This is a genomic window from Paenibacillus sp. sg306046 (genome assembly GCF_059821225.1).
On record NZ_JCAMRT010000024.1, the window covers coordinates 48,969 to 72,159 of the forward strand.

At 55.7% G+C, this 23,191-nt stretch carries 21 protein-coding genes; 17 read left to right on the forward strand and 4 right to left on the reverse strand.

Annotated features, from left to right (window positions below; all coding sequences use genetic code 11):
* The first annotated feature begins 59 nt into the window (after nt 1-59).
* The 6 genes from AC6ROY_RS21030 (at nt 60) to AC6ROY_RS21055 (ending at nt 7,876) form a co-directional block, all read left to right on the forward strand.
* Nucleotides 60-938: a fumarylacetoacetate hydrolase family protein gene (locus AC6ROY_RS21030; RefSeq protein ID WP_500102561.1), complete on the forward strand. Its 879-nt coding sequence runs from the start codon at nt 60-62 to the stop codon at nt 936-938.
* A 105-nt stretch (nt 939-1,043) separates the two neighbouring features.
* Complete coding sequence (gucD, locus tag AC6ROY_RS21035) at nt 1,044-2,513, forward strand: alpha-ketoglutaric semialdehyde dehydrogenase GucD (protein WP_500102562.1); 1,470 nt, start codon at nt 1,044-1,046, stop codon at nt 2,511-2,513.
* Between the two features lie 54 nt (nt 2,514-2,567).
* On the forward strand, nt 2,568-4,556 hold the full coding sequence (locus AC6ROY_RS21040; protein ID WP_500102563.1) for a YjhG/YagF family D-xylonate dehydratase: 1,989 nt from the start codon (nt 2,568-2,570) through the stop codon (nt 4,554-4,556).
* Nucleotides 4,557-4,747: 191 nt separating this feature from the next.
* Nucleotides 4,748-5,725 (forward strand): glycoside hydrolase family 43 protein, encoded by a 978-nt coding sequence (locus AC6ROY_RS21045; protein ID WP_500102564.1) that lies wholly within the window; start codon nt 4,748-4,750, stop codon nt 5,723-5,725.
* 234 nt (nt 5,726-5,959) lie between these two features.
* Nucleotides 5,960-7,021, forward strand: a complete 1,062-nt coding sequence (locus tag AC6ROY_RS21050) for an NAD(P)-dependent alcohol dehydrogenase (protein ID WP_500102565.1) — start codon at nt 5,960-5,962, stop codon at nt 7,019-7,021.
* 57 nt (nt 7,022-7,078) lie between these two features.
* Nucleotides 7,079-7,876 (forward strand): Nif3-like dinuclear metal center hexameric protein, encoded by a 798-nt coding sequence (locus AC6ROY_RS21055; protein WP_500102566.1) that lies wholly within the window; start codon nt 7,079-7,081, stop codon nt 7,874-7,876.
* Nucleotides 7,877-8,281: 405 nt separating this feature from the next.
* Here AC6ROY_RS21055 and AC6ROY_RS21060 read toward each other — a convergent pair whose 3' ends face one another.
* Together AC6ROY_RS21060 and AC6ROY_RS21065 are read right to left on the reverse strand one after the other, a co-directional pair.
* Nucleotides 8,282-8,782 carry a DinB family protein gene (locus tag AC6ROY_RS21060; protein WP_500102567.1) on the reverse strand — a complete coding sequence of 167 codons (501 nt, stop codon included), beginning with the start codon at nt 8,780-8,782 and terminating at the stop codon, nt 8,282-8,284.
* A gap of 102 nt (nt 8,783-8,884) precedes the next feature.
* Complete coding sequence (locus tag AC6ROY_RS21065; protein WP_500102568.1) at nt 8,885-9,820, reverse strand: helix-turn-helix transcriptional regulator; 936 nt, start codon at nt 9,818-9,820, stop codon at nt 8,885-8,887.
* Between the two features lie 119 nt (nt 9,821-9,939).
* Here AC6ROY_RS21065 and AC6ROY_RS21070 point away from each other — a divergent pair, with 119 nt between their 5' ends.
* A complete protein-coding gene (locus AC6ROY_RS21070) occupies nt 9,940-10,314 on the forward strand; it encodes a DUF4180 domain-containing protein (RefSeq protein ID WP_500102569.1) in 375 nt (124 codons plus the stop codon).
* Between the two features lie 28 nt (nt 10,315-10,342).
* Here the strand turns inward: AC6ROY_RS21070 and AC6ROY_RS21075 are convergent, their stop codons facing one another.
* Together AC6ROY_RS21075 and AC6ROY_RS21080 are read right to left on the reverse strand one after the other, a co-directional pair.
* Nucleotides 10,343-10,849 carry a hypothetical protein gene (locus AC6ROY_RS21075; protein WP_500102570.1) on the reverse strand — a complete coding sequence of 169 codons (507 nt, stop codon included), beginning with the start codon at nt 10,847-10,849 and terminating at the stop codon, nt 10,343-10,345.
* Nucleotides 10,830-11,738, reverse strand: a complete 909-nt coding sequence (locus AC6ROY_RS21080) for an AraC family transcriptional regulator (protein WP_500102571.1) — start codon at nt 11,736-11,738, stop codon at nt 10,830-10,832. Before AC6ROY_RS21080 ends, AC6ROY_RS21075 begins: the two co-directional genes overlap by 20 nt.
* A 151-nt stretch (nt 11,739-11,889) precedes the next feature.
* On the opposite strand from AC6ROY_RS21080, the gene AC6ROY_RS21085 reads away from it, so the two are divergent.
* The 10 genes from AC6ROY_RS21085 (at nt 11,890) to AC6ROY_RS21130 (ending at nt 23,176) form a co-directional block, all read left to right on the forward strand.
* Entirely contained in the window at nt 11,890-12,900 is a 1,011-nt protein-coding gene (locus tag AC6ROY_RS21085) for a hypothetical protein (RefSeq protein ID WP_500102572.1), read from the forward strand.
* A 123-nt stretch (nt 12,901-13,023) separates the two neighbouring features.
* On the forward strand, nt 13,024-14,007 hold the full coding sequence (locus tag AC6ROY_RS21090) for an aldo/keto reductase (RefSeq protein ID WP_500102573.1): 984 nt from the start codon (nt 13,024-13,026) through the stop codon (nt 14,005-14,007).
* A gap of 187 nt (nt 14,008-14,194) precedes the next feature.
* Nucleotides 14,195-14,923, forward strand: coding sequence for an SDR family oxidoreductase (locus AC6ROY_RS21095; RefSeq protein ID WP_500102574.1), 729 nt, complete (start codon nt 14,195-14,197; stop codon nt 14,921-14,923).
* 4 nt (nt 14,924-14,927) lie between these two features.
* Nucleotides 14,928-15,410: a TetR/AcrR family transcriptional regulator gene (locus AC6ROY_RS21100; protein ID WP_500102575.1), complete on the forward strand. Its 483-nt coding sequence runs from the start codon at nt 14,928-14,930 to the stop codon at nt 15,408-15,410.
* Nucleotides 15,411-15,688: 278 nt separating this feature from the next.
* Nucleotides 15,689-17,248, forward strand: a complete 1,560-nt coding sequence (locus AC6ROY_RS21105; RefSeq protein WP_500102576.1) for a stalk domain-containing protein — start codon at nt 15,689-15,691, stop codon at nt 17,246-17,248.
* Nucleotides 17,245-17,754: a GNAT family N-acetyltransferase gene (locus AC6ROY_RS21110; protein ID WP_500102577.1), complete on the forward strand. Its 510-nt coding sequence runs from the start codon at nt 17,245-17,247 to the stop codon at nt 17,752-17,754. Before AC6ROY_RS21105 ends, AC6ROY_RS21110 begins: the two co-directional genes overlap by 4 nt.
* Before the next feature lie 183 nt (nt 17,755-17,937).
* A complete protein-coding gene (locus AC6ROY_RS21115; RefSeq protein WP_500102578.1) occupies nt 17,938-20,193 on the forward strand; it encodes an ATP-binding cassette domain-containing protein in 2,256 nt (751 codons plus the stop codon).
* Nucleotides 20,194-20,388: 195 nt separating this feature from the next.
* Nucleotides 20,389-21,339, forward strand: a complete 951-nt coding sequence (gene pelA, locus AC6ROY_RS21120) for a pectate lyase (protein ID WP_500102579.1) — start codon at nt 20,389-20,391, stop codon at nt 21,337-21,339.
* Nucleotides 21,340-21,480: 141 nt separating this feature from the next.
* On the forward strand, nt 21,481-22,290 hold the full coding sequence (locus tag AC6ROY_RS21125; protein ID WP_500102580.1) for a phytanoyl-CoA dioxygenase family protein: 810 nt from the start codon (nt 21,481-21,483) through the stop codon (nt 22,288-22,290).
* Nucleotides 22,280-23,176, forward strand: coding sequence for a sugar phosphate isomerase/epimerase family protein (locus AC6ROY_RS21130; RefSeq protein WP_500102581.1), 897 nt, complete (start codon nt 22,280-22,282; stop codon nt 23,174-23,176). Before AC6ROY_RS21125 ends, AC6ROY_RS21130 begins: the two co-directional genes overlap by 11 nt.
* The last annotated feature ends 15 nt before the right edge of the window (nt 23,177-23,191 follow it).

A 23,191-nucleotide genomic window follows, 5' to 3' on the forward strand; every position in this document is an offset into this window, starting at 1 on the left:
GTAAACTTTTTCAAGAACATAGTTTTATAATATAAAACAAATGGGAGTGTTCCTGTACGATGAGAATCATCCGATATGTCAAAGCTTCTCAACCGCAGCTGGCCGCCGTAACGGATGCTGGCGTAATTTATGATTTGCCTTACGCCGATTTCATGTCCCTGCTGCAGGCAGCCAGATCCCGGCAGCTATCGGCGCTGGCGCTGGTCGAGGAAGCCGCCGCTGCCGCCGCGCCGCTTGCCGAGCAAGAGTCCGCGCTAACCTTGCTTGTTCCGCTTGAGGCTCCGGAGGTATGGGCGGCCGGCGTTACGTATGAGCGCAGCAGAGAAGCCCGCAACTACGAAGCGGCGGGCAGCCATGCGGAGCAGCTTACCTTCTACGATAAGGTGTATGATGCGGAGCGGCCGGAAATTTTCATGAAATCGACGGCTGCGCGGACCGTCGGTCCGAACGGCGCTGTGCAGCTGCGCAGCGACTCTGCCTGGCAAGTTCCCGAGCCGGAGCTTGGACTTGTGCTGGATTCGGACGGGATCATCGTCGGCTACACGATCGGCAACGATATGAGCTGCCGCGATATCGAAGGTGAAAACCCGCTGTATTTGCCGCAGGCCAAAATATGGCGCCGTTCCTGCGCGATTGGCCCGGCGGTCAGGCTGGCGGACACGGTCGCAGACCCTTACAGTCTGCAGATCACTTGCCGCATTTACCGCGAGGGAAGCTTGGCGGTCGAAGGAACAGCGAATACGAAGCAATTGAAGCGCAAGCTGGAGGAGCTGGCGGCGTACCTCAAACGGGATAACGACATGTTCGAAGGGACGGTGCTGTTAACCGGAACCTGCATTGTACCGCCGAACGAGTTTACACTGGCGGCAGGGGACCGGATTGAGATCGACATCACCGGGATCGGCACGCTCGTCAATACGGTCGTAGCAGCCGCCTGAACAAGTACGACCGGCTATCCTGGCAGACAACTCGAAGCCGGGCAACAGCCCAATTGAAGCTGCATGCACGATGCAGCGCTTTATCCGCAGAAGGAGGAATAATTCGTGGCAGCCCATGTTACTGAAGCGCCTGTGTATCTCAATTATATCGGTGGGGCATGGCGGGCGTCCGTCACCGGACAAACCGTGCCCAGTATGAATCCGGCCAACCGCAGCGAAACGGTCGGTTTTGTCCAGTCTTCGTCGCTTGACGACTTAAACGATGCGGTAGCTTTGGCGAAAGCGGCGCAGTACGGCTGGCGGAAGCTTTCCGGCGCAGCCCGCGGGGAGCTGCTGTATAAAGCAGCCCATATCCTGGAGCAGCGGCTGGACGAGATTGCGAGCATCATGACCCGGGAGATGGGCAAAACGCTGCCCGAAGCCCGCGCAGAAACGGCCCGGGGCGTCGCGATCCTGCGCTACTATGCGGGCGAAGGCTTGCGCAAGGTCGGCGATGTCATTCCTTCCACCGACAGTGAGGCGCTTATGTTTACAACCCGCGTCCCGCTAGGTGTTGTGGGTGTCATTGCCCCGTGGAATTTCCCGGTGGCGATCCCGATCTGGAAGCTGGCCCCGGCGCTTGTCTACGGCAACGCTGTTGTGCTCAAGCCCGCGCTGGATGCCGCAGTGACTGCGGCCAAGGTGATCGAATGCCTCGCCGAGGCCGGATTTCCCGCCGGGGTCGTCAATCTGGTTACAGGCAGCGGCTCGGTGATCGGCCAAGGGCTGGCGGAGCATCCGGATGTGAACGGCATTACGTTTACCGGGTCCAATGACGTTGGCAAGCGGGTCGGTCAGGCAGCGCTGGCGAGAGGCGCGAAATACCAGCTGGAAATGGGAGGGAAAAACCCGATTCTTATCGCGGCCGATGCGAATCTGGAGCTGGCGGCGGACGCTACGATCAGCGGCGGCATCCGGTCCACAGGGCAGAAATGCACCGCGACCAGCCGCATTATCGTCGTGCGCGACGTGTATGAGGCGTTCCGCGACAAGCTCGTGCAGCGGCTGCAGACGATCAAGGTGGGACATGGGTTAGAGGCGTCCACCTGGATGGGACCGTGCGCAAATGAAAGCCAGATGAACACCGTGCTGGCGTACATCCAAAAGGGGATCGACGAGGGCGCAAAGCTGCTGTATGGCGGTGTTCGCCCGGACGACTCGGAGCTGCAGCAGGGCTTCTATGTCACGCCGGCGTTGTTCGATGAAGTGACGACGGAGATGACGATTGCCCGCGAGGAAATTTTTGGGCCGGTCCTGCTGCTGATGGTCGCCGACTCCATGGAGGACGCCATCCGGCTGGCCAATGATTCGGATTACGGACTTAGCGCGTCCATTTATACCCAGAACATCGGAAACCTGCTGCATTTCATTCAGGATATGGATGCGGGGCTTATTCGCGTCAACTCTGAAACGGCAGGTGTGGAGCTGCAAGCCCCGTTCGGCGGTATGAAGCAGTCCAGCTCCCACTCCCGCGAGCAGGGCCAGGCGGCGATTGAATTTTTCACGTCGATCAAAACCGTGTTTGTTAAAGCCTGAGCGGAGCAAAAGCTTCACCTTACCGACTCGATCTCAAGGAGGATCGGCATAGCGATGAGCGAATTATTGGATAGGATCATGGGGGGAAGCGAGGAAGGAGCGGACCTCTACGAGCTCGCTTCGCACGCAGCCGGGCCGTCCGGCGCGCTGCCGCTTACGCCGGACATGCTCCGGCATGCGCCAAGCGGCGAGCTGTTCGGGCTGACCCAAAACGTCGGGATGGGCTGGCAGCCTTCCCGGCTGCAGGGCAAGCAATACCTCCTGCTCAGCACCCAGGGCGGCATCCGCAAGGAAGACGGCAGCCCTGTAGCGCTCGGCTACCATACCGGGCATTGGGAGATCGGCTTGCTCGTTCAGGCCGCTGCCGAAGAAATTGCCGCGCAAGGCGGGGTGCCGTTTGCCGGGTATGTCAGCGATCCATGCGACGGGCGTTCGCAAGGAACGGAGGGGATGTTCGACTCGCTGCCTTACCGTAATGATGCGGCTGTTGTGTTTCGGCGGCTGGCTCGCTCGCTGCCGACACGCCGCGGCATACTTGGCATCGCCACCTGCGACAAGGGGCTGCCCGCCATGATGATGGCGCTGGCCGGCCTGCCCGGACTGGCTTCCGTCATCGTACCCGGAGGCGTGACGCTGCCGCCCACCGATGGGGAGGATGCGGGGAAAATACAGACGATCGGCGCGCGTTACGCAAGCGGCGAGTTGAGCCTCAAGGAAGCCGCAGAGCTTGGCTGCCGCGCCTGTGCGACACCTGGCGGCGGCTGCCAGTTTTTCGGGACGGCGGCCACCGCCCAGGTCGTTGCCGAGGCGCTTGGGATGACGGTGCCTCATGCGGCGCTTGCGCCGTCCGGGCAACCGGTTTGGCTGGCGCTGGCCGGACAGTCGGCCCGTGCGATGATGCAGCTGGAGGAGCGGGGGCTGCAGCTGAAGGATATGTTAACAGCAGCGGCGATCCGCAATGCGATGGCCGTGCATGCGGCTTTTGGCGGCTCTACCAACCTGCTGCTGCATATTCCGGCGATTGCGCATGCAGCGGGTCTGCCTGTGCCGACGGTACAGGACTGGATTCAGATCAACAAGCGGGTGCCCCGGCTTGTCAGCGTGCTGCCGAACGGTCCGGACGATCATCCGACTGTCCGGGTATTTCTCGCAGGGGGCGTCCCCGAGGTCATGCTTCATTTGCGGCGGCTCGGCGTACTTGAGGAGCAGGTGCTGACCGCCAGCGGCGAAACCTTGAAGACGGTGCTCGACTGGTGGGAGCAAAGCGAACGGCGGCAGACGATGCGCCGCAAGCTGCGAGAGCTGGACGGCGTTGATCCGGACGAGGTGATCATGAGTCCGGCCCGGGCTCGCGAGCGGGGCTTGACTTCCACGATCACCTTTCCGATAGGCAACCTCGCCCCTGAAGGGTCGGTCATGAAGTCCACCTCCATTGATCCGTCGGTCGTACAGCCGGATGGCGTGTATCGCCACCGGGGCCGGGCGAAGGTGTTTACCTCGGAGAAGGAAGCGATCCTTGCGATCAAGACAGGGCGTATCCAGGCAGGTGATGTGATGGCGCTCATCGGGCGGGGACCTTCGGGGACAGGCATGGAGGAAACGTACCAGCTGACCTCGGCGCTGAAGCATTTGCCGTTCGGCAAGCATGTTTCGCTTATTACCGACGCCCGGTTTTCCGGCGTGTCGACCGGCGCCTGCATCGGGCACGTCGGGCCGGAAGCGCTGGCGGGCGGTCCGATCGGCAAGCTGCGCGACGGCGACTGGATTGATATCGTGATCGACCGCAACAGCCTTGAAGGCAGTCTGCATGTTGTCGGTGACGCGGAGACGGAGACAGCGCTGACGCCGGAGGAAGGCGCCGCCATGCTGGCCGCTCGCGAGCCGCATCCCGGCCTGGCTGCAGACCCCAAGCTTCCCGCCGATACCCGGCTATGGGCTGCGCTGCAATCGGTCAGCGGAGGGACATGGACGGGCAGTGTCTATGACGTGGAGCGTATTATTGCCGCGCTGGAAGCAGGCAAGAAAACACTTGGCTGGTCCTGACCTGAGGCCGAGCAGCGGATGAATGCCCGAGCAATACCGCCCGCGCAGACCGTTTGTGCGAGCGTACGTCTGAAGATTGCCGCCACAAAGGTCGGTGTGAGCAAGAGGGTTTCGAGCGCGAGCGCGTCCGCGACCGGCTGCCCGGAACTGATGACATCCCCCAACACCCCCAAAAAAAGGAGCGTATTCTCATGAACTCGTCGAAGCCCAAAGAACCGCTGGTGACGCATATTTATACGGCAGACCCGTCCGCGCATGTATTTGAAGGCAAAATTTATATTTATCCTTCGCATGATCTCGACCACGATGGCCCCTCCAATGATAACGGCGATCAGTATGCGATGGAGGATTACCATGTGCTGTCCATGGATACTCTCACTTCTCCGTGCGTGGATCACGGGGAAGCGCTTCACCTCAAGGACATTCCGTGGGCTTCCAAGCAGCTTTGGGCGCCGGATGCCGCGTATAGAAACAATACGTATTATTTGTTTTTCCCGGCCCGGGACCGGGAAGGCATCTTCCGGATCGGCGTGGCCACAAGCGCTTCGCCGTCGGGGCCGTTCCAGGCGGAGGAGAGCTATATCCCGGGCAGCTTCAGCATCGATCCGGCCGTGCTGGTTGATGAGGATCAGCGGGCTTATATGGTGTTCGGCGGTCTGTGGGGCGGGCAGCTGGAGAAATGGCAGGAGGGCCGCTTCAACGCGGAGGCGGCGGGTCCGGACGGAGCGCTGCCCGCACTCGGACCGCAGATCGCGGAATTAAGCGACGATCTGCTGACCTTTAAGCAGGCGCCGCAGCCTGTGTCGATCGTTGATGAAGCGGGTCAGCCGCTTACGGCGGGTGACGAGGAGCGGCGGTTTTTTGAAGGCGCGTGGCTTCACAAAGCCAACGGCTTGTATTACTTGTCGTATTCAACCGGAACGACGCATTACCTCGTGTATGCGGTGAGCGAGCGGCCGCAGGGGCCTTATGTGTACAAAGGGAGGCTGCTTGCGCCCGTGAGCGGCTGGACGACGCATCATTCGATTGTGCAGGTTGACGAGAAATGGGTTTTATTTTATCACGACTGCTCGCTATCCGGCGGAGTGAACCACAAGCGCTGCGTCAAGTATGCCGAGCTTTATTACAACGAGGACGGCTCCATTCAGGAAATCGCCCCGTATGAATAAGCCGGGCACGGGCTGCCTCTGTCCACGGTCTGATGTCCGGTCTGGACAGACCGCGAGGCTGACCAGATTGTCGAGACGATCTCGACAGTCTGGTTTTACATTTGCAGCCGCCCGCTATCCATTCCTGCAAAAGCATGTCCCCCAAGGCGCGCTGCTCGGCTCTGTCAAGGGGTAGACAGCTTGACCGGCTCGCGTCAGGCGCGCCACTACTCCAATTGAAAGAAGGATGAAACGATGTTCAGCTTGCCAGCAACCATGAAGGCGGCGGTCATGCCGCAGCCAGGAGAAATTGTCATTCAGGAGCTGCCAGTCCCTGTTCCGGGGCCAAATGAAGCATTGATTCAAGTGATGGCGGTCGGGGTTTGCGGCTCTGACGTTCACTATTACGAAACAGGCCGCATCGGCCGCTTCGTCGTGGAGAAGCCGATTATTCTCGGCCATGAATGCTCCGGGATCGTCCGGGCGGTGGGGTCCGCCGTGAAGCGCGTGCAGCCCGGCGACCGGGTCGCGGTCGAGCCTGGCGTCACCTGCGGCCAATGCCGCTTGTGCAAGGAGGGACGCTACAATCTGTGTCCTGATGTGCAATTTCTGGCGACGCCGCCGGTAGACGGGGCGTTCGTCCAATATATCACGATCCGCGAGGATTGCGTATTTCCGATCCCCGATCAGCTAAGCTTCGAGACGGCGGCGCTGAACGAGCCGTTTTCGGTTGGCATTCATGCGGCGAAGCGCACCAGGCTGCAGCCAGGCTCCACCATCGCCATCATGGGGATGGGGCCGGTTGGGCTGATGGCGGTTGCCGCAGCCAAAGCGTTTGGCGCAAGCCGGATTTTCGTCACCGATCTGGAGACGAAGCGGCTGGAGGCGGCGCTCCGGATGGGAGCGACCCATGCCATTAACGCCAGAGAGCACGATGCGGCGGCGATAATCCGAGAGCTGACCGGCGGGGAAGGCGTGGATGTGGCCTGGGAGACGGCGGGCAGTCCTCACGCACTGCGCTCTGCGCTCCAGTCGATCCGGCGCGGAGGCAAGCTGGCGATCATCGGGCTGCCTGCGCAGGATGACATTCCGCTGCCGATTCCATTTATCGCGGACAATGAGCTGGATATTGCCGGCATCTTCCGCTACGCCAACACCTACCCGATGGGCATTGAATTTCTGGCATCGGGCTTGGTCGAGACGGAGGCGCTCATCAGCGGCAAATACACGCTTGACCAAACCGGCGAAGCGCTGGAGCAGGCCTCGAAGCATAAAAGCAGCACCCTGAAGGTGATCGTTTATCCGAACGGCATGTAAGGAAAGCCTGAACATACCGGCATGAATATGACGGAATTAGGGAAATGAGGGAAGCCCGTGCGACCGACTGTACAAATGGTGATTGAGGCGCTGATTCAGCCTGCAGGCAAGCTGGAGCAAACGGTAGACACACTGAAGTTCGGCGATCCGCAGATGGAAGTGACAGGCATCGTGACGGCCTTCATGCCGACTCAATCGGTGTTGGAGCAAGCGCTGGCGAGGCAGGCTAATCTGGTCATTGCGCATGAAGGACTGTTTTTCTCGCACTGGGACGAAGCCGAGAGCGGCAGCAGCGCAGGCTCCGTGCAGCAAGCCAAGCGGCAATTTATCGAGCAGACGAATATTGCGGTGTTTCGCTTCCATGACTACATGCACCGCTACAAGCCGGACGGCATTATGGTCGGCCTGCTCCGTGAGCTGGCGTGGGAGCCGTATGTGCGCGAGCATCAGCCTGCGGCTTCGCTGCTGGCCATTCCTCCGGCTCCGTTGAAGGACATCGCCCGGCTGGTCAAGCAGCGGCTCGGCATTCCGTATGTCCGGCTTCTCGGAGATCCGGACATGGTTTGTACCCGGCTCGGCCTGCTGGCCGGGTACCGGGGCGGCGGCGCGACGGCGATCCCGCTATTCGAGCGGGAGGACGTCGAGCTGCTGATCTACGGCGAAGGACCGGAATGGGAAACGCCGGAATATGTGCGCGAAGCGATCCGGCAAGGAAAGCGTAAGGCGCTGCTTGTCTTAGGGCATGCCGAAAGCGAGGAGCCGGGGATGAAGCTGCTGGCGGAACGACTGGCCGCGATGTTCCCGGCGGTTCCGGTGCATCATGTGCGGGAAAGCCCTTTATTTCAGATCATCTGAGCATTCAGGAAATGAGCAGCCGTATAGGCGCAGAAGGAAACAACACATGAATCGGTCGGTCAATGGCGCGGAAATTGCAGGGTATGCAAAAAGGCAGGAGCATTCACCGCTTGCGTGAAGGCTCCTGCCTTTTATGCGCCCCTTTTATGGAGCTGGACCTGTTGATAAGCTGGCCGAGGCTGGCTGCGTGTTTTGCACCTTGCGCCCCAGCTTCGGCCAGCTTCGCCTGGTTGCATGCTTCGCACCTTGCGCCCCAGCTTCGGCCAGCTTCGCCTGGTTGCATGCTTCGCACCTTGCGCCCCAGCTTCGGCCAGCTTCGCCTAGCTGCATGTTTTGCACCTTGCGCTCCAGCGCTTCGGCCAGCTTCGCGCCTGGCTGCCGTCACTCCGGCGCAGCACAAGCCTGTTACAGCTGCGGCTGGCTGCCGCTTTCGATCCAATCCTCGCGCGTCGGGCCGTAGATGTCAGGGACGCGCAGCCCGGCCTGGCGCATCAGCATCGTCATTTGCCCTCTGTGATGGATTTCATGGGAAATGAAAATTCGCAGCGTCAGCCCGTTCGGCCATAGGCTGCCGTACATATCGCTTGTCTCGGCCAGCTTCGCATCCGTCCACTGGGACTGGATGGCATCCATCATCGCTTGCGAGGTCTGACGGTACGCTTCAGCAATTTGCGCAGCCGAGGCCGGCGCTTTTTCTTCGCCTTCCGGCCCGGAGAAGCTTAATCCGGTACGCGTCAGCATTTCGTGGATCGTGGTCGCAAGATGCCAGCCGATTTGCCCCAGCGGGCGGCAATTTGCTTCGCTACCCTGGTTCAAGGAAGCATCCGTGAGCGTGTCCAGCACACGCTGCGTGCTTTGGGATTCTTGCTGCCATTCGGCAAGGAAAGACGGGATCGTTGTAAACATGAGAGGCCTCCTTTGTTGTGCCGCCGGAAATACCGGCAAGTCATGACCCCATTATACCGATCATCCACTGACAACAGCATGTCAGCGTTAATTCCTTGCTGATCAGCTATACAAATCCACAAGCTGCTGCGCTTTTTCCTTGAGAATCCGGGCAATATGCGGCGGCTCCAGCACACGCAGGCTCGGGCCGTAGCCAAACAGCATCTGATGCAGCCAAGGCTCATCCGGCTGGGTTGCTGTAATCAGTAAAGTCCCGTCGGGCTGCGTAACGATTTGCTCAGGACGGAAATAATCCTCTGCCTGGGCGCGGACATTCGGCTGCAGATGCAGCACAAGGGTAATCGCAGTGGATGGGGCGGCTTGTCCGCTTTCGTAGCTCAGCTGCTCCAGCGCCTCGGCCCGGCGGGTGAATGTTTCGGACAGGATGGCGATGTTCTTCATCCGCGACAGCCGGAATACCCGAAAATCTTGCCGCAGCAAGCAATACGCATGCAAATACCAGCTCCAGCCCTTCACCACAATCGTCAACGGCTCTACAGTTCGGAAGGAAAGCTCACTTTGCGAGTCCGTATACTGAAAATGCACAAGCTGCGTCTGGCGAATCGCGGTCCGCAGCGACTGGGCATTTGCTTTGTCGGCGCTGCCGCTGCGCCATGGATTCATGTCGATGACCAATTCAGGCGTCAGCTCTGCGACAGTATGCTGCTCCGATCTGGTGAGCAACGCGCCAACCTTGTCGAGCAGCGCCTCGACCTCCTGGTCGCCGACGCTGGAGCGAATTCCTTTTAACCCGACAATAATGGACTGCAGCTCCTCCATCGACAAAAACTGCCGATCCAGCCGGTACGCCGCCATAATTTCATAGCCGCCGCCCGCCCCGTCGTAGGAGACGATCGGGATACCCGCCTGGTTAATCGTCTGCATGTCCCGGTATACGGTTCTAAGCGATACCTCAAAGCGCTCCGCGAGCTCGCGGGCGCCGATTCGCTTGCGATTCAACAGCAGCATCGTCATCGCCAACAGTCGATCCAGCTTCAATGGATGCACCTTCCTTGCTTAAATATATGCGCCATACAGCTTGACAACTCCGGGCAATTCAAGTAACGTCTTCGGGGACTGATTCTCACACAATAATGAACCGGAGGACTAGCCTGAACATGAACATCACCCTAATTTGCGAGCAGCAGCTTGACATCGCTGTCATTACGAGTGACGAGACGTTGATTACCGACGTCCAGTCGGCGCTGGATTTGATCGGAACGGTCCGCTTTGAAGCCGGCTGCAGTCACCTTATTTTGCCGAAGACAGCGTTTAGTGAAGACTTCTTCAACTTGAAAACGCGGCTGGCCGGCGAAGTTTTGCAGAAGTTTATGACGTATCAAACCAGATTGGCCATCGTCGGCGATTTTTCCGCCTACACAAGTCAGAGCCTGACGGCATTCATGTATGAAAGCAACAAGGGCAAGGATCTCTTTTTCGTGGTCTCGGACGAAGAGGCTGTCGCCAAGCTGGTTGCAGCTGGCTCCCGGTGAAGGCTGCAGGCATTTCTTTCTCGGAACGCTAGTCCTCAAAACATTTATTTACCCGCCTTTGGGCTTCTAATATGCTGATGTAGTTCTTATTTTTCTTAAATAGCTCAGTTAGTGCTCGAAATGCTTCCGCTCTGGACACAGCTTCTCTTCTTTCCAAAGATATAAACAAACGATAGGTATGATATAAAACAAATCCGCTAGCCCCCATGGTGACGAAATGAAAAGGGACTAACAGTATCAAGTCAACATTTCCGAGCGTAAATACCGCTAAATAGGTTTGAATGTATATCAAAAAGAGAACATTCAACATTCTAGACCTACTGGTGACTGCCATCCCTTGCCTACGCGCTTTTTTGTACAAGTTATCACCTAAGACCATTACATATACAAATAGTAAGGTACAACCGCAAAAGACCGATAGTTGCCCCACAAAAAATAAATCCAAATTTAAGATAAAACCGAATGAAAATGGAAATAACAGGCAAGCCGCATACATCACAATTAAATAAGCTGGTTTAAGTCTTAGTAAAAACATTTTGCCCCCCCTGGATATCGTTGTCCTGAAGTACAAAACGCTGCTCGCCAACCCCCGCTTGCTCCGCCTCCCGGTACTGGCTGGGCGAGCTCCCGTAAAACTTCTTGAACGTACGGGAGAAGATCAACTGATCCGTATAACCGACCGAATAGGCGATTTCCTTGATCGACAAGGCGGAGTCGACGAGCAGCTCGCCCGCTTTTTTCAGCCGGTATTGGCCCAAGTACGTTTGCGGCGGGATGCCGACAGCCGATTTGAACAGGCTGGTGATGTATTTCCGATTCAGTCCGAGCGCTTGCGCCAGCTCTTCAATCGTAATCGGCTGGGAATAATTTGTCTCCATAAAGCTGATCGCCTGCGCCACATAAGAGTCCTTCAGGCTGCCGTTTTGAGGCAGGGAGGGCTTTTTTTGCGCCGATTCGAGCACCAGTGCCAGAAAGGCGTACAAGGCCGACGTCATCTGCAGCGGCTTGCGGTACAACTGCTGATTGGCGTCGAACAGCTTGTTGAAGCATTGGCGAATATCATGATCGCGATCGCAGGCAATAATCGGATATTCCGACGTAAATCCGGCCTGCTGCAGGTAAGCCGCTGCTTGTCCGCCATTAAAGGCTACCCAGGAATAGCTCCACGGGTCCGCCTGATCCGCCTGGTAATAGCTGATCACGTCCGGAGACAGCAGAAACGCATACCCTTTGGACAAGTGGTACGTTGCATGGCCGGTCCGGTACAGCCCCTTGCCGCTATGAATATACAAAATCTTGTAATGGTCCTTGATTCCCGGCCCCCACGAATGTCCGGGCGCGCATTGCTCCGTGCCGGTATAGTAGAACTGGATATCCTGCTGCTGGGTTTCCAGCAAATGATGGTCCATCTTGTAAGCCGTCATCGTCCGGCGTCCTCCTTTCATGATCTTCCATGTTGTCATCAGAGCAACAAATCTGTCATTAGGTTATATAATACTGCCATTCAATCATAGCTGTCACGTTCTATTTCAACTACAATAGAGGACATCCAACCATAAGCGAGGCGCTGCTCGAATGACATCTATCGAACCATTTTTGCACAAAGTAAGCCGTTCTATCGCAGCTCATCGGATCGGGCCGGCCGGAGCGTACCGCCAGAAGCTGACCGGCTCGGCAGAGCCGGATTTGTATGCTTGCGCCGATGCGGCCATTATGCTATACACGCTCGGCGAGCTGCCGCAAGCGGGAGACCCGGAGCATGAGGACTGGGTTCGGTCGCTCCAAAGCTTCCAGCAGCCGCAAGGAGGGCTTTTTCCCGGAGCGGGACATCATCCGATTCATGGCACGGCGTACGTCATTTCGGCGCTGGAGCTGCTGGACGGCAAGCCGCTGCATCCGCTGGCGGAGCTGTATGCTGTGAAGGAGCAGGCTGCGCTTGAGATCTTTATGGACAGCCTTGACTGGATCCGTCAGCCATGGAGCGAATCGCAGAAGGGCGCTGGCATTTATGCGGCGCTTGTGCTGGCCGGTGAAGCGGACGAGCAGTGGGAACGGTGGTATTTCGATTGGCTGGATCGGGAAGCCGATCCGGAAACCGGGCTGTGGCGGAAGGGAGCCGTGAGCGCGGGCAGCACCGACCAAGCTGACCAAGACGGGGCGCCGCTGTTTCATCATTTGGCCGGCTCCTTTCATTATTTGTTCAATCTTAACTACCGCCAGCGTTCGCTGCGCTACCCGGACCAGTTGGTGAACACCTGCCTGAGCTTGTATGCTTCCGGCCAAATGCCGCTGTCCTCGCACAAGTTTTCGTTCCTGGAGCTGGACATTTTGTACACGCTGGTCAGCGCCGGGGCGCAAACGGATCATCGGGCGGATGAGCTGCAGGCGGCCATTCGCGTCATCGGCATCCGGTTCCTTGACTTCCTGGACGGCATGACGGCAGGACCGGAGGATTCGCTGTTCGACGATCTGCATGCGTTATGCGGATCGGTATGCGCGCTGGCAATTGTCCAGTCGGCGCTGCCCGAGCTGGTCAAGGCGGACCGGGTGCTGAACAAGGTGCTGGATCGTCGTCCGTTTATTTAAGCGGGTACAGCAAGAAAAGCAGAGCCAGGCGCAACCAGAGCAGAGCGTGAAAGAGCGGTATACATGCGACTTGCGCTTGGAAGCAGAGGCTGACTACTAGACTAAGAAAGAGGCGAATATTCAATGCATTATACGTATTTAGGCAAATCCGGGTTAAAAGTGAGCCGACTGTGCCTGGGCACGATGAATTTCGGCGTCGATACGAATCAGGAGGAATCGTTCCGCATTATGGATGCGGCGCTGGAGGCGGGCATTACGTTTTTTGACACTGCTGACGTATATGGCTGGAAAGAAAATTCCGGCGCAACCGAGACGATTATCGGCAACTGGTTTGCATCAGGCGGCAACCGCCGGGAGCGGGTCGTGCTGGCGACAAAGGTGTACGGACAGCTCCATAACTCGCTGTACGGTCCGAATGACGAGTCAGGCTTGTCTGCCTTTAAAATTCGCCGCCATCTCGAACATTCGCTCCGCCGGCTGCAAACCGATCACGTCGAGCTGTACCAGATGCACCATATTGATCGGCGTACGACTTGGGAGGAGCTGTGGGGCGCCTTTGAAGGAGTCGTAAACCAGGGCAAGGTCGATTATATCGGATCGAGCAATTTTGCAGGCTGGCACCTGGCGAAGGCGCAAGCGGCCGCGAAGGAACGCCATTTCCTCGGGCTCGTCAGCGAGCAGCATATTTATAACCTGGTCAACCGCAACGCAGAGCTGGAGGTGCTGCCCGCCGCCCAGGATCTGGGCCTGGGGGTCATCGTCTGGAGCCCGCTTGCAGGCGGATTGCTCGGAGGCCGGGCATTGTCGGCGGACAAAGGAGCCCGCACAGGCAAGCAGGGGGATCAGCGCATTGAGCGGTACCGCGCGCAGCTGGAAGCCTTCGACGCGTTCTGCGCGGAGCTTGGCGAGAAGCCTGCTCATGTAGCGCTGGCTTGGCTGCTCGCCAACCCGGCGGTCACCGCCCCGATTATCGGGCCGCGGACGGTCGAGCAGCTGCAGGACACGCTCCGCGCTGTCGAGATCACACTGGATGAAGCTTCGCTCAAGGAGCTGGACCGCATATTCCCCGGTTTGGGCGGCGCTGCGCCGGAAGCCTACGCCTGGTAAATGCGTAGCGACAGCAAGCCAATCGTCAACATTTCATCTGAGGCTGGCAGTATCGGCAGCTGTGAACGGACAAGCTGGTACGGGTACTGCATGTGCCGGCTTGGCAGCAAGCGCTTGTTGTCAAGAAATCACGGGAGGTCTGCGAGCATGGGAGCGTTACGAGCACTGCTGATCGGAAACAACGAGGATGCGCCGTATCGTCGGCTGGATGCGATCCAGGAACGGCTGGTTGACGTCGGGCCTGCTCCAATTTGTCGCGGGCGGCGGGGAGCTGCTGGTGCTTCACAATGGCAGCTCTCTCCAGGCCAGCCCTGAGCTGAGCCAGCTGATCGGAGCACGATTTACCGGACATCCGCCCTATACGTCGCTGTCCTTCCAGCTGACCGATTCCGTGCATCCGCTAGTCGAGGGACTGGAGCTGTTTTCGGTCAAAGAGGAGCCTTACCGCTTCGAGCTTGATCCGCTGGCGCAGCTGGATTTATTGCTGACCTACGCGCATGAGGGAGAAAGCTGGCCCGCCGCATGGGCACGGTCTTACGGGCTGGGCCGGGTCGTGTATCTCGCACCCGGACATCATAATGCGGGGATCATGGATAGCATGGCGGCTGCGGGCGATGTAACGGATGAAAAATGGGATCTTATTTTCGACGTTAATACGAGAGGCGTTATGTACGCGCAAAAAGACATTCGTTGCAATGCGATTGCTCCTGGCACGACGATTACAGGCATAGGCACCACGATGAGCCATATCAATGAGTTCGGCGCTTCCCGCACCAAGGTTACCCAAGGCGTCATTCCGCGCGCAGGCCAGCCGGAAGAGATCGCCCAGGTTGCGTTGTTCCTCGCTTCCGATGAGTCGAGCTTTGTAAACGGGGCCGTCATTACTGCAGATGCAGGCTGGACAGCGGGCTTCTGAGATCATGAACGAACAAGATTTAAGAGTGATCAAGTCCAAAAAAGCGTTGCACCAGGCGCTGCTGGCCTTGTTAAAAACAAAAGCGCTGGAATCTATTTCCGTTTCCGTTCTTTGCGGCGAAGCGGGGGTAAGCCGGGGCACGTTTTATTTACATTACAAGGATGTCGCGGACTTGTTTGACGAGCATCTGAACAAGCTGCTCAAGGATTTGGAAGACGCGTATCATGAACCGTACCGGGTTTCGCCCGACCTTGTGGTCAACGAGTTCGACCCGTCGTCCATCCGAATTTTTCACCATGTCAAAAAACACCAGCCATTTTACGAAATTGTGTTTGACCGTAAATCGAACCTGTCCTGCTATTACGCCTTGTTTGAGAAAATAAAAGGCTTGATGCAGACAAACGGGATGCCCTACGAATTCGGGACGAAGGATATTTCCTTGCTGGTCGCTTATCAAGCGAACGCCATTTCCTGCCTATATGAATGAACAGCTCGCTTCTAACGCAAATTCGGACTTGTCGAAGCAAGCGCCGTCTTCACCAAAGGCGGGAAATCCTACGTGGTGATGGAACGCAACTTCAGCTAGCCTAAGCCTGAGCAATCAGATAAAACAAATCACAATCTTTACCAAGAGATAATCCTGTATTATGATAAAAAGCAGCTTCATGGTGAATGCTGCGTCTGATACAGTGTGTGTACACGAAAGAGTAAGAGATGCTTGCAGGCGGTCCCTCCAGAAATATGACCTGAAGGAGTGTTCTATTCTTGTTTAATTCAAGGTTTCGTTTTACGGTTACGGTACTGCTAGCGCTGCTGCTGACGTTGCCCGCAGCGGCCTCAGGAGCTGAGGTCGCCATCAAAGATGCTGCTCTTGACGCAGCTATTCGGATACAGCTGAAACTGTTCGGCAAGCCGCTTGATGAAGCCGATCTGCTGAAGCTGACATCGTTGTACCCCCAAGATTCGTCTCAAAAGATAGACAGTCTTGAAGGGCTTCAGTACGCAAGAAATGCAACTGAACTTTTTCTACCCAATTTGGGCATCTCTGATATTAAACCGCTGGCCGGTTTGACCAAGGTCAGCTTTCTCGGCTTAAACAACAATGAAATTGCCGATATTGAACCGCTGGGTCAGTTAACAAGCTTATCCCGGCTGGTTATCAGCAACAACCAGATTGAAAATATCGAACCGTTATCGAATCTGAATCGGATGACAGATCTGCTGATTGGAAACAACCGTATTACAGATATTGCCCCGCTGAGGGAGCTTCCGCTTCGCTGGTTAACGATTAATCATAATCAGTTGGACGACATTTCTCCGCTGGGGGAGATCCCGACGCTGGAAAACCTATATTTGGAACATAATCAAATTTCCAACATTGACGTCTTGCTTGAGCTTCCTAACTTAAAAACGGTGATGCTGGAAGGAAATCCGCTTAATGAACAGGCTGCAACGGTTATGGAACGCTTGAAAAGCAAAGGCGTGACAATTAAAGCCTCTGCGTCAGCAACAGAAAGCAAAAAGGATTCGATTCGCGTACTGCTTGATGCTAAAGCCGTTCCGTTTGACGAAGCGCCTTTTATTTCAGATGGTACTGTACTTGTGCAATTTAGGCCGCTTTTTGAACAATTAGGGATTGAGCTTAAGTGGGATGCGGAAACGAAGACGATTACCGGAGAGAAGAAAGGAATGCAAATCGTACTCCGTCTGGATCATCCTGTGGCGGAAGTGAACGGCAAGCAAGTGGAGCTTGCGGTCGCTCCGACTCTCGTTAATCATAGCACCTTTGTGCCGCTGCGTTTTGTGTCAGAAGCGGTGGACGCCAAGGTCGAATGGGTGGAGGCAAGTCGTTCGGCAGTCATTGAGACCAAACGCGAGTTTGAGACGCCTGGCGGGCAATTTCATTTTACTGCCTATGGCAAGTGGGAGCCTGTCCGTTACGAGAAACCGGCTCCGGAGCTGCAGCTCGCGATCAAGTATTTCAACTTTACTTACTTGTTCATCTACGAGGATGCAAAAAGCGGAAAATGGAAGGACGTTACCCTCGCCGAGTATGTGAAGCAGAAAAAGGATGAACACCAAATCACGAAGGAATCGGTAATTGAGGAGAAAAAAATGAAGCTATTTGACCGCGACGGTATACAGTTGACCTATGTCGATGACAGCGACTGGACGAAGCGGATTGTGACTTCCATCTTTTTCGAAGCGGAGAACCATTTCTATGAATTGATGAACAGCTCGTACGATGAGACCCATCAAGCAGCTATCCTTGATTTCCAAGAAATACTCGCTGCCATGACATTTAAGGAGACATCATCGAATTGAATCATCCTCTCGTCGAAATTCGTTGGGCTTCGCTAGCGGATGCCGCTGCTCTTGGTTTTATTCATTCCGAATCGTATCGAATTGCCTATAAGGGCATCATACCGGATGATGTTCTGGGCCAATACACGCCGGAAGCCCGAGAGCATTTTTTTTATGACAAGCTTGCCCGTGCCGAAGACCGCATTGCCATCATGCTTGTGGATGCCATAGCAGCCGGACTCATCGTCCTCGTCACGGAGCCGGAAAAGGTGTATGCTGAAATCTCAGCTTTATACCTAAGACCAAGCTTCAGGCGTTCAGGGTTAGGCGGGCTGCTGCTGAACTGGGGAACCAGCGAGCTGTACAAGCTTGGATATTCGAAGGCAAGGTTATGGGTATTGCAGCAAAATAAAGCGGCTATCGGCTTTTATAGGAAACAGGGCTTTGAAAGCACCGGCATAGAACGCACGATATTGCGAGGCAAGACACTGCAGCAAATGCAATACGAGAAAATATTGTTGCCTTAACATGGGCACGTGAAACTAAACGGTCTTCTGGTTATCCTAGTTAGGAGAGAACTCTGCTCGACCTCGATTACCAACCGGCTGCAAGTCACATGCAGCCGGTTGTTGTTGATTTGGACAAACGATGCACGATGAATAATACAATGTAAATAGAAAGCAATTCATGTAATCGAAAGGAGGCTGGGCATGAGCGAATCAAATCAGGATTTTATCGGCATCTCCGCCGCGAGAGAAAACAATCTCAAGAACGTATCCTTGCGCATTCCCAAGCGAAAGATCACAATCTTCACCGGGGTATCCGGATCGGGCAAGTCATCCATCGTCTTCGATACGATTGCTGCAGAATCCACACGTTTGCTGAATGAGAACTTCAGCATGTTTGTGCGTAATTTCCTGCCGCGCTATCCGCAGCCTGATGCGGATGCGATCGAAAATTTGAGCATGGCTGTTATTGTAGATCAGAAGCGGCTGGGCGGCGGTTCTCATTCCACGATGGGCACGATTACCGATATTTCTCCGATTCTCCGGCTTCTTTTTTCCCGGGTGGGCCAGCCTTATGTGGGACAAGCGCACATGTTTTCGTTTAACGATCCGCAAGGCATGTGTCCTGATTGCAACGGGCTCGGTCGCAGGCTTGGCATCGACATGAGCAAGGCTGTGGACCTGTCAAAATCGTTGAATGAAGGAGCAATCCGGCTGCCGGACTATGCAGTGAGCAGCTGGGAGTGGAATATGCTCGTGCAGTCGGGGGACTTCGATCTCAACAAGAAGCTGAGTAATTATTCCGACGAGGAGTTGGATCGGCTTCTATACGCCAAGGCGAGAAAGGTGAAGATGGATTTCGCCGGTAAGGCAATGAATATTACAGTGGAAGGCGTCATTGAGAAGTTTACCAATAAATACATCAAGCAGGATGTAAAGACGAAGTCCGAGCGAACCCAAAAAGCGGTTGCGCCCTACATCTCCGAAGGTCCTTGTTCCAGCTGTCGCGGCGCAAGGCTCAGTCAGGCAGCGCTCAGCTGCAAGATCAATGGGCACCATATTGCGGAGCTATCGTCCATGGAGGTCGGGCAGCTGATCCGCGTCATTCGGGAGATTGATGATCCGATCGCCGCGCCGGTCGTCAAATCGCTGGCAGAGCGGCTGCAGCATCTGGTGGACATCGGGCTGGATTATTTGACCCTGGACCGTGAGACGGATACCTTATCGGGCGGCGAGTCACAGCGCGTCAAGATGGTGAAGCATCTGAGCGGCAGTCTGGTGGATGTCACTTACATCTTCGATGAGCCCAGCGTCGGCTTGCATCCCCGTGACGTACACCGGTTAAATGAGTTGCTTCAGAAGCTCCGCGACAAGGGAAATACGGTGCTTGTCGTCGAGCATGATCCCGATGTCATCAAGGTGGCTGATCATATCGTCGACGTCGGGCCTCATGCGGGCAGCCGAGGCGGTACAATTGTGTATGAAGGAAGCTTCCAGGGATTGCTGGAGTCGGGTACGCTGACAGGCACGCATATGAGGCGTCCGCTTCAGCTGAAGCGCGATTGCAGGCAGCCGGCCGGCAAGCTGTCCATCCAACATGCGTCGCTGCACAATTTGCGGAACGTGAGTGTAGAGCTTCCAACCGGCGTGCTGACGGTCATTACCGGTGTCGCCGGCTCGGGAAAAAGCACGCTGATTAACGAGGTATTTCTCAGTCAGCATCCGGATGCGATCGTCATCGACCAATCGGCGGTAGGCGTGTCCACACGCTCCAATCCGGCCACCTACACAGGCATCATGGATGATGTGCGCAAAGCATTTGCTGCCGCAAACAAGGTCAATCAAGGCTTGTTCAGCTTTAACTCCAAGGGAGCCTGCGAGAACTGCCAGGGGCTAGGCGTTGTGTATACAGACCTTGCCTTCCTCGACAGCGTGAAGCTGCCATGCGAAGTTTGCGAAGGCAGACGCTTCAAGGAAGAGGTGCTCGCGTACAAGCTGAATGGCAAGTCCATTGCAGAGGTGCTGGAGATGACCGTGGAACAGGCCTTGGAATTTTTTCAGCTAAAAGAGGTGGTGCGCAAGCTCCAGGCGATGCGTGATGTGGGGCTAAACTATATTACGCTCGGTCAGCCGCTTAGTACGCTCTCGGGCGGTGAATGCCAGCGCATCAAGCTGGCGAGCGAGCTGCACAAGCAGGGCAGCATTTATGTGATGGACGAGCCGACGACCGGCTTGCATATGTCAGATATCGGTCACCTTCTGGACATCATGAACCGCCTCGTCGATGCCGGCAATACGGTGATCGTCATCGAGCATAACCTTGATGTCATCAGCCAAGCGGATTGGATCATTGATATGGGACCGGACGGAGGCAGCAAGGGTGGTCAGGTGGTGTTCGAGGGCACGCCTTCGCAGATTGTTCAGGCGGAGCAGTCGATCACGGGACAATATTTGAGGTAGGACCTACAGTTAACGATGGAAAACTGGTTCCTTGGGTACAGGGATCCAGTTTTTTTGATTAAACAGTTACATATTTCTACATGTTCATACATTTTTCTACAAGTATAATATTGACAATCTAGCGAACTTTAAGTAGAATGTGGGAGTAATAAATTTTAAATAATTGTAAATATTATAAGAAAAGGTGATTATTTCATGAAAAAACGTTCCGTTTCTTTTACTTTGGCAGTCGCAATTCTTCTGTCTGTTCCAATCACAATTGTGCAACCGCTTACGAGCGTGATGGCAGCGGATGCCTCGGGTACAACGGCAAGCCTTGCCGACATTTTGAAAAATCAGCAGGCTGACGGAGGCTGGAAAAAAAGCTACGCAGAAACGAGCGGCGAGTGGGCGAAATCTACGATTGACAACAAGGCAACCTATTCGGAAATTCGCAGGCTTGCAAGCGAATACCAAAAAACGAAGGACAGCAAATATTCCGCAGCGGCAATCAAAGGCATTAACTTCCTGCTGAATATGCAGTATGCCAATGGCGGCTTCCCGCAGGTATATAAGAGCTCAGGCTACCATCAGCACATTACCTTTAATGATAATGCGATGGTTAATGTGTTGATCTTGCTCGATGAGGTGGCGAATAGGAAGGGCGACTTCGCATTTATTGACAACGCCTTGGCTTCGAAAAGCAAGCAGGCTGTAGACAAGGGCGTCGAGTGTATCCTGAATACGCAGGTGACGGTTAGCGGCAAGCTGACGGCGTGGGGCCAGCAGCATGATTCCAGCACGCTGAAGCCGGCGGCAGCGCGAATTTATGAAGTTCCTTCCCTGACTGCTCAAGAAAGCGTTAACATCGTGAAATTTTTGAAAACGCGACCGTCCACCAGCAAAATCGCGGCGGCCATTAAGGGCGCTGAGGATTGGTTCAAGGCTGTACAGATTACAGGCATCCGCGTAGAGAAAACAAGCAGTGACGTCATTGTAGTCAATGATCCGAAAGTCACGACACCTATTTGGGCGCGTTTTTACGAAATTGGCACCAACAAGCCTATTTTCATTGGCCGTGACGGTGTCGTGAAGTACAAGCTCAGTGATATTGACCAGGAAAGAAGAACAGGCTACGCCTGGTATGGCAACTGGCCAGCCAAGTAAGCGGGCAGGCTGATTTCGCAGCCACAATAGCAGAATCGTATGCTTAATCAGCAAGATCCATCCTTCAACTCCTCCTCATTTCAACTGTACAATGAAGAAGCATTATCGCTCATGTTTAGCAGAAATAGAGGAGGACCCTACATGATAGATCAGGATCGCGTGTTAACGATGGAGCAGAAGCGGCAGTTTGAAACGGAAGGTTATGTAATCATCAAAGGGCTGTTTACGGGGGAGCAGCTGGCGGAGATTGACAAGACCTTTGAGGACATCAGTCTTCAGGTGATCCCGGGGCATTTTGAACCGGATTTGCAGCAGGAATCGATCGACCCGTTAAAACGTTATCCAAGGGTCATGCATCCGCATCGGTTTAATGAAACGGCCAAACGGTATATGCTGCACCAGCCGGTCATGAATGTGCTTGCCGATTTGTATGAGGAAGAAGCGCTTGCGGCCCAAAGCATGTTTTATTACAAGCCTCCCGGCGCACGGGGGCAAGCGCTACATCAGGATAACTTCTATTTAAAGGTGGAGCCGGGCAACTGTATCGCCGCTTGGACCGCGATTGATGCGGCGGATGAGGAGAACGGCGGGCTGTTAGTTGTGCCAAAGACAAGTACTTATGACATCGTATGTCCCGATTTGTCCGATTCCAAGGAATCGTTTACGACGCACTACGTGAAGCCGCCTAAGGATCAGAAGGCTATACCGGTCGTGATGGAACGGGGCGATGTGCTCTTTTTCAATGGAAGCTTGATTCACGGCTCGTATCGCAACAAGACGAAGGATCGTTTTCGGCGCGCCTTTATTTGCCACTATGCGAACAACTCGGCCACGCGTATTGCGACGCATTATCGACCTCTGTTCCGTGCCGACGGTACACCGGTGGAGCTGGAAATCAATCCGAACGGAGGTCCGTGCGGCGTTGAGTACGATACCCCCTATGTCCACTAAGCGTGAGCCGCGACTTGAGGTGCTGATGTCCTGGTGGGGAATGAGCGGACTGGGCGCTCAAACCGGAACCGGTGACGAATGGAGTCGAGAAGGAAAGGTGCTGCGTATCGCCGAAGCGGGCTACGACGGTATTAACGGCATGCTGCCGGAGGGTGAGGAGGCCGAGCAATGGCAGCGGCTGCTGGAGCAATACAACCTTTCCTACAGCGTAAATGCCTATCCGAAAACAGCCGAAGAGCTGTACTTGTTTCTTTGCAACGCCAAATCGTTCGGCAGGGTTGATTTTGTTAACGTTCAGGTGATGCGTCCATTTCTGGTTGGCAAGGACGCGGTCCGTCTGCTTGCCGACATGGCGGAGCTGTCGCGATCTGCGGGCATACCGGCTTATATCGAAACGCATCGCGGAACGATTACTCAGGATTTGCTTCGTACAGTGGAATATGCGCGGCTTTTGCCTGAGCTTGAACTGACGATTGATTTCTCCCATTACGTTGTAGCCGGGGAAATGCGTACGGTGTCGGACGAGGCGGAGGAACTGCTCCAATCGCTGCTCCCCCGAACCAAAAGTATCCATGCTCGCGTCTCGAACGGGGAGCAGGTACAGATTGACATACCCGGTTCCGGGAGCGTGGGCGAAGAGGTTCTTGCGCTTGAGCATCCGATGCTGAGCCACTTTCAACGCTGGTGGCTTGGAGGCATGCGCAGCTGGCGTCAAGCGGCGCAGGCAGGCGACATGCTGCCGTTTGTCTGTGAGCTGGGACCGCCGCCTTATGCGATCACGGCCCTTGGCAAGGACGGCAGCGTGCCGTACGAGGTGAGCGACCGCTGGACGCAAGCACTGCTGTTTGCAAAAATCGCGCGAGCCTTATGGGAACGGTCGGCATGATCCCGATCGGGACCG